Origin of the sequence: Pseudobutyrivibrio sp. YE44, from assembly GCF_900104335.1 — a bacterium.
Lineage (GTDB): Bacteria > Bacillota > Clostridia > Lachnospirales > Lachnospiraceae > Pseudobutyrivibrio.
Genome location: NZ_FMXT01000013.1, coordinates 57,974 through 70,969, shown reverse-complemented (window position 1 = coordinate 70,969; position 12,996 = coordinate 57,974). Strand labels below are relative to the sequence as shown.

Here is a 12,996-nt window from a genome sequence, read left to right as displayed (position 1 = left end):
TTCATGTTTGTTAATCTTTTTTTCATCTCTTATGCCCTCTATGCTCCAGCGCTAGCTGCTGCTTCCGCTGCTCTTCTTGCTGCCTCTGCTTCTTCTGCCTCTATCTGTGCAATTCTATCCTGACATCTTCGTATTTCATCTTCTAAGTCACGTACCATTTTCCAAGCGTTTGAAATGCAATTCTGCAAATCTGTAATAAGCCCTTCACAGCTGGTAATTGAATCTGAATATGTCTGATTAGCAACCTTCTGTTTGACGATAGCCATGTTGCACAGCTGTCTTCGCCAAGTATCGCCTACTGACATGTCATAGTTTTCATTATCGGTCTTGTATGAAGTTATTGATGTTAGCTTCATATTACAGATTGTAATCTCTCCATCCATGCTGGAGATATCTGTCTTAATTGTTGCAATTTCCGAATTGCATTGGTTAATGCGATCATATAAATCTGATTTTTCACTCATTGTTTATGTCTCCATTTCTAGTTATTATCTTGATATGTTATCTCTGAAGCTGCGGCTTCGGTTTTTTCTCTCCAAATAGCCTCTTCCTCTTCTGTCATAACTCTAAAATTCAATTTGTGTTCTTCACAATACTTTTCCACATATGATCCCGCTGGAGCAACAAGTGTCCCTGCTCTACTTTGATAATCTTCTTCTGAACTCTCCTCGAAGTAAATCTCTTCATTTCCAAAATAAGCTGTAGTGTGTAAAGGCACCATTAAATAAGCATTTTCCACGGTCTCTGAATAATACACAGCCCTATCTTCATCGCTTTTCGTGAAAAAATAATTGCATTGTTTTATGCCTTTGGGTACCACCACACAATCCTTTGAGCCATTATAAAAAAGTAGTACACCATCACCTACCACATAATATTTATCATCGTTATGACTTCTCTCAAATGGAGTATTTAAAAATGCATGTACCCCTATATATTTAACAGATTCTGGTATGTTGATCTTTTCCAGCCCTTCACAAGCCTCAAATGTTCCACCTGCTATTTCTGATACTGTTTCAGGAATTATAACTTGCTCTATACCGTTACATTTTTTAAACCAAGTATCAATACACGTTGTCCCATTCTCAAATTCAACTTCTTTCAAATTATCACAATGCAAAAAAGTATAATTCTTTACAAAATCATTCGGAATAACAATTTTAGTAATAACCGTATCAGAAAAAATATTTGAACCCAAAGCTACATCAAATGGACCCAAATGTGATGGTAGCTCAACTATATTTTCATTACCACGATACGCTTCTGCTAAAATCTGTTTATCCTTAAAATCGTACACATAATGATAATCTTTGACCCATATTCCCTTTAAAGTAATTCTAGCAACTACAATAACAAGGATAATTACCAGTAAAATGATTACATATCTGCTTTTAACCTTTTTATTATGTGTGTTCAACAATTATTTCCTCCATTCTCAGTTTGTACCGAGGTTATAACCTATTAATACCGAAACATCAGTTACATTCTCTATAACATTATCATCTTCGTCTGTGAGCGGTAATCCGTCTAATTCACTTACACAAGCATTTAATACATCAATTGGAATATCATTTATTGTCTCATATCTTTGAAGATCGGTACCTGTGTATGCAGCACCATAGATAATTGTATTCATTGCCTTCTCTATTACTTCATCCGTTTCATTACAACTTTTTCCAATATCACTAATCATACGTTCCTTATCATTGCTAAACTTTCTATAATATCCATCCTCAATTTCATTAGAACGAATATGATTATCCACATCGTCACATTCATACAGATATGAAATGCCATATCTATCCCACATGCGAATGAGTCTAATTGCATCAAAATCAAGAACAACAGTATATGAATTAACTCCTGACTCTGCTGTAAGCTTAGAATAAAATGTAGTCATTTTTTCTAAATTCTCAATTTCATTAAATTCGGCTTCGTGTTTTGCTATTTCTGAATTATATGTATTAACAAAATCATATAAGCATGCTACAGTCTTTCCAGCTTTATTTTTCTCTCCCACTTTTTCAACAGCATGATCAAGCATCGCACCAGAATAATCTCCTGATGCAATAATTGTTCCATACTCTTTAAGCTTATCGTATATTGCAGCTCCTTCAGGAAATACCATTTTTAATATTTTTTCTGTTTCATTAAATAAAACATTTCTTTCGGCTTCTTCCTTTCTTTCCTTCGCCTTTCTATATTCGTCTGTACAATAAGAATGTACTGCTGGCAAACCTGCCGGATATTCATATACAGTAAATGTTTCTTTCAGCCCATAAATTGGCTGATTTTGTGGCACGCCATATCCTGTAGCAGAATCATTAAGATTGTAATCTGTATAATATATATCAACACTACATTTGTCCTTAAAATTAAAGGAATCATCCAATGCAAACCCTGTTATTCTTTTTGCGTATTCATTTTCATTACTCCAAGCATTTAATGCTATCAAAATCATTTCATTTTGATCTGCAATTTGAATCTTATTTTTTAGAGCATCACAGCTAGCACTATCATCTAAATCTACAGTCCATGCAGCAACTCTATATGTGTCAGCAGCCATACCCGCTGCAGTTTCTAGGAAAATTAAATTTTCGTCAGTTCTATAATAATAAACATCCCCCTTCTTATATGTAGCACTAATAGCAGAATTTATAAAAGCTTGATATGCTTTGTAACCATTTTCCTTATTATCATCTAATGCAAGATTTACCATGTAGTTACCAACAAATAACTTTATATCTTCTCCAATATTTCCAGGATTCTTTACAAAAACATCAGTATAGTTCTCATCAGATCTTAAAAGCTTATCAATGAAATATGCCTCATCGCTATTACTTGCACATTTGTATAAATATTTTAAATCAATATCAGGTACTATACCTTTGGTATATTCGTAATCTCCCCTTTTGTCCCAATATTTTATAGCCCAATCTAACCTCTCATCTGGCTGGTGAAAAAGAATCTGTTTTGTGTCACCACATGTATTCATTGAAAATACAACTGCTGCGCCACACAACTTTACATCAAATGTATGTTGTCCTAATTTATCTCCCTTTTGTGATACCTCGCTTAACTCCTCAATATAAGCTTTAGCCTTGTCATCGGAACAATACTTTTGGAGTTTTTCCATAGCATCTTGATTGAATACATATGTTTTAGTTACAGTCACGCCGTCATCTGCAAGCACCTGATTCTGTATTTTATTATTCTCAGTTGTCTGCAATGCTTTCATGATGGATTCAATATGCTTTTCTTGTTCCTTACAGTTTTTATTTGCAAGGTGACTATCAATCCAAAGTATATCTGTCTCCCAAATATGTGCCAATGCTTTTTGCTTATTTATACTATCTGCATCTGTACCAGTCATAAATGCAGCCACATCTTCTTCATACAATGTGCCGTTTTCCATTTGAGTTAACAGTACTGCAATTTCAGCATCAACTGCCTTGTTTCCAGTTTTGTAATCTCCAATATCAACAGTCTGCTCCTGCTGATTACTCTTGGTACTATACTTTTTCTTTTTAACTCCACCTTTTCCAGTTACATCTGCTGTAAGGGTAACAAATCCACTTCTAAACTTACCATGTCTACCATTACTGAAGCGCCACATTGAAGGGAACATAATATCCCCCTGGCCATAACGTGTTCTGTAGCCTTTTCCATTAAACATAGCATTAATAACCCATGGTCTGCAGTGTAAAGCGGATAATAAATCGAAGCCTTTTCCGAATTTGAAGTTCAACTTTGAAGGGGCAGACTTTCCATGCATACGACAGAAAAGGATGTCAGCTTTCTTTTCGATCTCAGCTTCTTCAATCATTGCAAGTGTCTCTGCGTCGAATTTCTCTAACTTTTTCATACACGCAAAAATGAAGCCACCTTCATCATTGTCGCCTCCACAAATATCTATAAGAGCATCCTTTGTAACAGAATAATCAGGTATTCTAATATCACCATATCTGCTGAAACGCTGCTGACAACTTGTTGCCTGTTCTACTGATGAGTCAAAAACTGACGTAGAGTTTGCATAAAGATTCTTATAATCAAGATTTATCTTTTCTAGAGTATTATAATCTATTCTTGCATCTAGAGCATCATCAACTTCGGCTGCAAATTTATCAAGGATAAGCTGACCAATTTCAAGTGTCTCCATGTGTAAATCAGTAAGTGCATCCACCAGCGTGATTTTATTTGTCTTAAGCAAATCTTTCGCTGTCTCAGCATCAGTTCCTCTCCAGGAATTTGTATTAATCATCTCCCAGATTGAATCCTTGTGCACACCTGCAGCAGATGCAAAATCGGTATATTGGTCAGCTAGTTTTCCGAAGTAATCTCTTGTCTTAGTTACATCAAAGAATTTTCCATTTTGTTTTTCCATAGTTCGTTTATGTCCTTCCTTGTGTATATGTTCTACGCTCTAGTATCATCTTTGAATTTCTGCTATATAGAAAATTTCCTCACCATTTTCTACATAGCAGAAATAATTCTGCCAAGAATAATCTTGGCAGAATTATAAAGATTAATTGGTATATATACCAATATTGTCTCCGGCCTGCTGTGAAGCTGCCTGGATGTTTGCAGCACTAGCCTGAATTGTAAGACCAAGTGTCTGAATTCTGTCTGAGTAACCATAAAGTGAATCTCTTACACCTGTGTAGCTAGCCATAGCCTCGTTACTCATGTAACCGCTCATGTTATGTGTTGTTAATAACACCATAACGTTTTCAAAATCATCTAATACCTGCTTTAAGTTCTGAGCATACTGGCATACGTTTTCACCGTTGCTTGTTACGCCTGTGGTGTTCATTGATACGCCATTATCTACAGCACCTGCTCCGTAAATACTTACATCTGACATTTTTTATTCCTCCTACTGTCCAAGTACGTTCTGAATGTTTTCCTGATTCTGCTGAACCTGTGCATTGAATAATGCAGAAGTCTGCTCTGCCCATTCCTTAACTGATGTAATATCAGCTACAATTGTCTGAATGTTTGAAACAAACTCCTCGTAATGAGAACGAAGGTATATAGCTGACTCATCCTGCCAATTGTTCTGGATTTCTGGTAAAATTTCCTCTAATCCTGTCTGAAGTGTCTGAGCCTCTGTTGCGATTGTCTCCATTTCTGTTGCAAGTGTTGTAACACCGTCAAAGTTAATGGCAACATAAGTCTCATCTTGCTCTGTCGCTGCTAATGTTGGATTAACATCACACATTTTCTTATTCTCCTTTTCTAAAAATATTTTTCTACGCATTTTATGGATGCGTGTATTATATTATAACGCAACGTTCACAATTTGACCACACTTTGTTCACACATTCTTAACAATAAATTGTTGTCGCATGTTAAATTCTACAGCCGTTTGTTTCAGTTAAGCGTTTATAATATCAAGTTTTTATCTCGTGTAATCAAAACGAAATATTTGTAATAACATCTTTCTAATCAAAAATACTATGATTGATTAGAATTTGTGGTACGAATCTTTGTGAACATACCATTATCTATGTAGAATGCATCATCCTTTTCCATTCTTCTTGCAATGGTTCGTGCCATTGAAGCTGGTGCATTTACAAACTTTATCTTCTTAAGCTCTTCAAAAGCAATAATGTGGCAGTTTTCTGCCAACAGCTTTGAAAGCGAGCCAACCTTAAAAGCCACTCCTGTGTTTGGTACGTTTGAATGCATAGTACAAACCCTACAACCTCTAAGCTTCGTTACTAAGAGTTCATGCATTTTCATAGTGTTATTTCCAAAAGACATCATGTCTTCTGTTAAAGCGGAATTGAAAATCAACATGACAAGCGGTTTATCATCTATGCTATAACCATCTTTGGATAATCCGGCAAAACGTGTTTTTGCTTCGTTAAACACTGTTGCCATTATCGCCTCTACCTCAGCCTGACTAACTGTATATGCTTTTGTTATTGGTAAGGTTTTGGCATACTCAAGTTCACGATTCAAATCATCCACTATATAAAGCTCTACAGGCATCTTTGTGGAATTTTTCATCAAATAGTCAATCATATATTTCGTGAAGCTAAGTCTATTAGACTTTTCATCACCCATAAGACCGATGAAGTTGTCTGTAGTCAATTTCATCACTTGTGGCTGAATATCATCGAATCTGACACCTACTGGGATTGAAAAATTTTCAAAGATTTCCGCGCCATAATTTTTGGCAAAGTATTCTTCCGTAACAATATCAGGAACTGTTGGAATCTTAATTGCTGTAACACCTTTATTTTTGTTATTTGTATTAGCAACAAACTCTCGCATTTTCCCAACCTTTTCGATTTCCTTTTCTGCTGAGAAAGCAAGATAACTCTGGAATTCTCTAATAGTGTTATCCCTTTCCACAATACCTCGTCCAGGATTGTCATCTGGATATAACCTACAATGAGAAAACATCATTCCATACTGAGTATTATCATTTTGTAATAAAGAAATATTCTCACCAAAATATGTCATCATTTTCATGCCAAGACCACTAGTTTGTGGGTTCGTAAGAATAACGCTTATTCCAACTGAAACACCGTCTCGACATATAATTCCTATAGCAGCTTCGTGCTCCGGGAAAACTGTTTTTAACATAGAATAATTCTCTATGATCAAAACTATCTGCCTTAATTCTGTATAACCGGCTTCTCTGTATGAACTAAATGAACTTAAACCTAATTCAGAAAGAATTTGTTTTCTTTCATCAAGAGCATTTAACAGCAACTCAATAAGCTGCTTACATTTGTTATCATCTGTGGCGGTTACAACACCTCCAACTTGATTAAGACCCTCGAAATTTTTCAACATCATGGAAGCAAAATCCATGATATATATGCAGACCTCTGCTGCAGAATACTTTCCACAAAGTCCCTTGATAATGGTCTGCATCAAATTGGTCTTACCTGACAGAGAACTTCCTGCCACAAAGGTGTTATTCTTTGAAAGATTAATTTCCAATACACCTTGTGTTTGTTCTGATGGATTATCGTATATACCAATCGGTACAATCACATCAGTTTCGAATTTTGATTCCTTTATACTCTCTGGGAATGGAATCACCTCTGCCAATGGTGGCAAGCAAATATCAGGAAGCTTTTCTATTGCATTTTCCTTGCAATATTCCTCGATATAACCTACCAATGCATCCAACTGTGTTTTGTTATCTCCAGAACCCTTCTGAGGCTTCTGTGAATACACAGGCTGTCTTCTTCCTGCGAAGTCCACAACGTTTATGTCAAACTGTTTTTGCTGCTCCATTTGCTCCACGTTTACTGGGGCGCCACTGTAGGCTGACTGGAACAGCTGAAAGATTTCGTTGTTACCTACCTGCAGGTATGCTCGACCTGGCTCACGGATTTCAGCAGCAAGAGGTGATTTCAACACTTCCTTACTGTCTGATTTATCCTGCACCTTAAGACAAAGCTTAAAACGCGAGTTACTCCAAATCTGGTCGTTTACTACACCTGCTGGTTTCTGGGTTGCCAGAATCAGGTGCATACCAAGACTTCGTCCGATACGAGCAGCACTAATAAGCTCCTTCATAAACTCTGGCTGGTCGCTCTTTAATTCCGCAAACTCGTCAACTATCAAAATCAAATGTGGAAGTGGAATCTTTGCCACGCCAGTTTTGTATAGCTCGATATAGTCATCAATTTTGTTTACAGAGTATTCAGCAAAGAGCTTCTGACGTTTCATCAGCTCAGCCTTAATCGACATAAGTGAACGGTCAATCTGCTTACCGTCGATATTGGTGATGGCACCATTCAAATGTGGCAAATCCTTAAACTGGTTTGCCATACCACCACCCTTGAAATCGATGATTACAAAGCCCACCTCATAAGGATGAAAGTTCAAACACATTGAAAGCACATAAGACTGCAAAATCTCAGACTTACCTGAACCTGTGGTACCTGCCACAAGACCATGAGGGCCGTGAGCCTTTTCATGGATATCTAGATAAACTGTCTGTCCTGAACTGTCCACACCAAGGGCCGCTGCCATGCTTTCGTAAATATTTGAATTTGCCCATCTCATTCCAATGTTCAGATCGTAGGCTGTCATTACTTTTAACAGCTGGTACAAAGTGATGTTCTTTGTAAGAGTACTTTCCAAGCTGATTTCATTTACATGAACGCAAGCCAGCTTTAAAGCAGCAGCTGCAATCTGTTCTTTATCAATTCTTTGATAGTTGAACTGCTGCATACATACAGCGTCGTCTGCCTTCTGAATAAATCCACTGTAGGTTTCTCTATCCAAACAAACCAACTCGTCGCAGGCCTCATGCATCAATTCCTTGTACTCTTCAAAGAAGATGAAGGTGAAGCCAAGGTCTCTTGCTTTTTCCACATATTTTGTTATTGGATGACCGCTCATGTTTTCAGAACGATACGCAAATACGATATAGTGTGGAAGCTGTCTTACCTCATCCTTTTTCATTCCCTCTCGAGAAGAAAGCTCGTTGTAAATAGCCTCCAAAATGGTCTTCTTGCTACCCTCGTCATAAAGGATATTTCTTCTACCATTTTCATTTATATTTCTAAGCCATCTCATCCAACTGAAATAAGCCACATCCTCTTTGTTAAGCATTACAAAGAACTTCACATCCTGATAGAAGTGCTGGGATGCCAAAGATATCATGATGTTTTTCATCATCTGATAAAGCTTGTTTCTGGTTCCAAGCACACCTACCGCATTTACCTGAGCCAGATGAAGCACAATAGGCATATCAGAAAGCTTCTGATATTTGTTGTGAATATTCTCAGGAATAGTAACAAGTGGGTCTTCACTTTCCACATATTCCTGCTCTTTGTATTTAATCTGATTTGAGGAATCCACTGTTCCAGTACCAATTGGCACATCCAAGAAATCCTCATGATCCTTTAGCTTTTCAAAAAGTCTAGCGTCGAAATCCTGAATCTGTCTTATGCTTTCCTGAGGCAATATGCACATCTTCTGAGCAATAAGCTTTTCGTCGCTTCTCTTATCGATTATCTCCTGATCTTTTTTCTCAATATAATCGTTGTAAACCTTTTCACGTCTTATAGACTTTTCCTTGAAGCGTTTCTTTGCACGCACAAAGGTGATGGCAGTCATCACCGAGCTCATACCCATCATTACAACAAAGTACAGGGCGTACATTATGTTGCTTCGAATCATGACTCTCAACACTGTCATCAAAATCATCATGATGACCATAGGAAGCAGCTTTTCTATAAGGCTTCCCTCTGGCTCCTGTGGCTGATTGCTAGGCTGAAGTACCTCCAGCTTTTCTTCAGGTTGCTTAAACTGCAATCTTACATTTCGAATGAACTCAGGATATTTCAGCTTGTTGTTTTGCTCACTTATAACCTGTGTAGAAAGTCTGCAAATCAGTTCCTCTCTATCCTCGGTATATAGCCTTCCATTGGAATAGAAAAACTGAATATTAGCCACACCAAAGAATTCATTATTTTTAAGAGAGAAGCTATCCTCTCTGATATTGGCACCATTGTGGGTGATGTAATTAACCCCCTTTTCCACCTGGGCTTCATAGCCCTCCTGCTGCTTATTTAAAGCAAGCTTTATAGGTGGAATTTCAGGATTATTAATTCGTATATCCGAATTATCCTCTGTTCCTATGGTGACAACTGGCAGCTCCACCAGCTCAATAGCCATATGATAGTCTAACGACTGATTGGTAAAATCAGTGGCCACCAAAAGAGAAAACAGTATCTCCTCGCTGCCCTTATATCCAATTGGGACACTGGCAGAAAGTGGGATAAGTTCCTCCATTTCCTGTCTGATTTCTATCTGTTCTGATAGCTCCACCCTATAGCCTTCTGGAGTAATATTCAGCTTTATAAGAAAATCTTCTGGAAAGATTTCACCCTTCAGCCAAATATGACAACGTTTATCTGTACCAATGGATAGCTTTGTGGCTTCACCAATCTGAACCTCTTTATTTAAACCATTACCAAAAATTAATACCTTATATTCCATATTTAACCTAATTTCTTGTCAGTTCCTGTGATAATAATATCTTCTTCAATATTGAAGCCAGGATTCTCTACCTGCTTAGAGTTCTGGTCTGCATTGATAAGTGGCTGATTCAAAACTTCTGTCTCAAGACTTAAAAGCTCTGTTTCTGGACTTAACAGTTCTGTCTCAGGACTAAGCAATTCTGTTTCACCACCTAAAAGCTCTGTATCAAACACCTGTGAAAGCGGTGAGGAAATGCTTCTATCAAGCTTAGTTGATGTGTTCCAATTCAAGGATGCCTGAAGCTTTGTGGATGTATTTCTCATCCTTCCCTGTTTAGCTCCCTCTGACAGCTTGTCAATGGATTTCGCTGCTCCAAGGCCAGTCAACACTCGTATTGAGTGAGCTATATCCAGCACAAACCAAAGCACCACGCCGCCGATAAAACAGCTGATTGATATAACCAAAAGCACCACAGATAGATTTTCCAAACGTGAGGTATGGGATAGTATTTCATCTAAACCATTCATAGTTGGTCTCCTTGTAATAAATCTATTGATTCTCTATAAGGGTCAACACTTGTCTCGCCTTAGCAATGTTTGTTTCTAATTCCTGGAGCAGCTGAGTCTCCATGTCAGTGTTTTTGCTATCACCATTTTTTATGTCAGATTTCACATGCTTTTCTATGTTAAGAAGCTGCATTTCCATCTCATCTATAGACACGTCATCAGCTTTAAACTTCTCTGCATTTGCAGCAATCTGAGAAGCCATCTCCTTGTAGATAATCAGTGCTGTGGTCTTATTGTCGATTTTTGCAATATTACCATCACACACTGCCACCAAATCCTTCCAATACTTTCCGTATGAAGCCTGGCTATCTCCTGTCTTGTCCATGGCACCAAGGTTCACATAATAAGAGGAAATACTTCCTAGTCTCTTTGCTCTTTCTGTTTGGGCGTCGTTTAACAGACCATTCTGAGCCTTTTTGAACCAATAGGCTGCCTGCTGTTTGTTTCCTGTGCCCTCGTAGCTATAGAAATAGTCGATGCCCAGTCGATAGGCAAACAGTGCATAACCTTCCTCATCCTCCTGAAGAAGTTCCTCATAGGATGATTTATTTTTTGAAGTAATAAGGCATTGTCTAATGCTTGCTGCCTCCTCTGCAGAAAAGACACCGTCCTCCATATACACCTTGTCCAACAGTGAAATGTATGCATCAGCCTTTGAAGGTTCTAGATTTATAGCTGAAAGATATGCCTCTTCCTTATCCATAACCTCATCACTTTTTTCTGCGTAATCTATGTAAGATTCAAAGCTTTCATCCGTTTGTTCCTTGGCATTGGATTTCACCATAAAGGAACCAACACCTGTTACCAAAGACATAAACATCAGTGCCCCAAAGCAGGCCACCTTTATTTTTTCTGCACGTCTATAGGTATTATCAAGCTCGAAGTAATGTTCCAAGTCATACAGCACCTCTGCACAGTTTTGATATCTCTTTTCTGGGTCAAGCTGGGTGCATTTCAAAATGATTTTTTCCAAGCCCTGAGAAAAGCTTTCGTTCCAATAACGGATTGGGTACATTTCAAAGGGTGGCTCACTAGGATTTTTTCCTGTGAGAAGATGGTACATAGTGGAACCAAGACAATAGATGTCAGTCCTTTCATCTGTCTGACCATAGCCACCAAATTGCTCTGGGGCTGCATAGCCTCTGGTTCCAAGACAAGTGGTGTCTTCTATATTTTCAACTTTGTATCTTCTGGCTGTACCAAAATCGATAAGCACGATGGTACCGTCAGGCTTTAGCATTATGTTTGCAGGCTTTAAATCTCGATAAATAATTGGTGGATTCTGAGAATGTAAATAGCCAAGCACGTTACAAAGCTGCTTGGCCCACTCAATTACATATTCCTGTGACTGAGGACCATACTCCGTCACAGCCATATGTAAAGTATTACCTTCCACATAATCCATAACTATCAAAATGCTGCCTTCATAGTCGATAATATCCACTATGCTTGGCAGGTTAGGGTGAGATAAATTCTTAAGCATTTCTGTTTCATTCTTGATACTTTTTACAGTAATCTCAAATTCCTCTGTATCGCATTTACGAATTTCCTTTATGGCCCACTGCTTATTGGCACGCTCATTCATGGCCAAATAAACAGTGCTCATTCCACCCTGACCGATTTTGTTTAGAATCTTGTATTTTCCATCAATAACTGAACCAATTTCTAACATCTTATGTTGCAATCAACAGACTAGAAATATTATCTGTCTCTCCTCTTTCTATAACCATTTTGGTCATTGTTTCTAAACCATTTTTCTTTTTAGCTGTATTTTTCATTTCCTCTATATCAAGCTTTCGCCAAAAACCATCTGAGCACAAAAGTATTTTGTCGCTAGGATTGCAATTGCCGCTATAGAAGGAAGGTATCACCTGTTCAGAAGCACCGATGCACTGAAGCAGTAGACTTTTTTTGTTACTGTTGTTGGCTTCCTCTTCGGTCATGTTTCCAAGGTCAATCTGCTGCTGTACATAGCTGTGATCATGTGTCAGCACTCTGCTTTCATAATCACTTATGAGATATGCCCTGGAGTCTCCAACATTCATTATGAGATACTCATCATTTATCAAAAGGATTGCCACCACAGTGGTTCCAAGCTTAATAGCCAAGTTGTTTCCATAGTTTTTTAATCGCAGGTTCATTTCCTGTACAATTGCGCTCCAATCCTTCTTCACCTGTCTAAGGTAGATATTAGAATGAATGCTTTCTATATCAAGCTGCTCGGTAAAATCTGTTCTTGTGAATAAATATGGCAGCTGAACATTAAACCATTCATCCATTCTGTGAATGAAGGCTGCGCTGGCAATCTCGCCACAAGACAAACCACCCATGCCATCACACAAACAACCAAAGCAAACATTGCCTATGCCACGAACAGAGGCCTGCTTCAGCACCAATGCGTCTTGATTTACATCTTTCTTTGTTCCGATATCTGTATAGGTATCAGTCTTAAATTTTTTCATATCCT

9 protein-coding genes are annotated in these 12,996 nt (G+C 37.9%); all 9 read right to left on the bottom strand.

Annotated elements, in window-relative coordinates:
- Nucleotides 1-38: 38 nt before the first annotated feature.
- Complete coding sequence (locus tag BLR54_RS13200) at nucleotides 39-464, bottom strand: hypothetical protein (protein ID WP_090421847.1); 426 nt, start codon at nucleotides 462-464, stop codon at nucleotides 39-41.
- A 17-nt stretch (nucleotides 465-481) separates the two neighbouring features.
- Complete coding sequence (locus tag BLR54_RS13195) at nucleotides 482-1,417, bottom strand: leucine-rich repeat domain-containing protein (protein WP_176761951.1); 936 nt, start codon at nucleotides 1,415-1,417, stop codon at nucleotides 482-484.
- Between the two features lie 18 nt (nucleotides 1,418-1,435).
- Complete coding sequence (locus tag BLR54_RS13190) at nucleotides 1,436-4,384, bottom strand: hypothetical protein (protein ID WP_090421843.1); 2,949 nt, start codon at nucleotides 4,382-4,384, stop codon at nucleotides 1,436-1,438.
- 141 nt (nucleotides 4,385-4,525) lie between these two features.
- Nucleotides 4,526-4,864, bottom strand: a complete 339-nt coding sequence (locus BLR54_RS13185) for a hypothetical protein (protein ID WP_090421841.1) — start codon at nucleotides 4,862-4,864, stop codon at nucleotides 4,526-4,528.
- Between the two features lie 12 nt (nucleotides 4,865-4,876).
- A complete protein-coding gene (locus tag BLR54_RS13180; RefSeq protein WP_090421839.1) occupies nucleotides 4,877-5,221 on the bottom strand; it encodes a hypothetical protein in 345 nt (114 codons plus the stop codon).
- A gap of 236 nt (nucleotides 5,222-5,457) precedes the next feature.
- Nucleotides 5,458-9,981 (bottom strand): type VII secretion protein EssC, encoded by a 4,524-nt coding sequence (gene essC / locus BLR54_RS13175; RefSeq protein ID WP_090421837.1) that lies wholly within the window; start codon nucleotides 9,979-9,981, stop codon nucleotides 5,458-5,460.
- Between the two features lie 2 nt (nucleotides 9,982-9,983).
- Nucleotides 9,984-10,490 (bottom strand): hypothetical protein, encoded by a 507-nt coding sequence (locus BLR54_RS13170; RefSeq protein WP_090421835.1) that lies wholly within the window; start codon nucleotides 10,488-10,490, stop codon nucleotides 9,984-9,986.
- 22 nt (nucleotides 10,491-10,512) lie between these two features.
- Nucleotides 10,513-12,201, bottom strand: a complete 1,689-nt coding sequence (locus BLR54_RS13165; protein WP_090421853.1) for a serine/threonine protein kinase — start codon at nucleotides 12,199-12,201, stop codon at nucleotides 10,513-10,515.
- A 1-nt stretch (nucleotide 12,202) separates the two neighbouring features.
- A complete protein-coding gene (locus BLR54_RS13160) occupies nucleotides 12,203-12,991 on the bottom strand; it encodes a PP2C family protein-serine/threonine phosphatase (RefSeq protein ID WP_090421833.1) in 789 nt (262 codons plus the stop codon).
- Nucleotides 12,992-12,996: the final 5 nt, after the last annotated feature.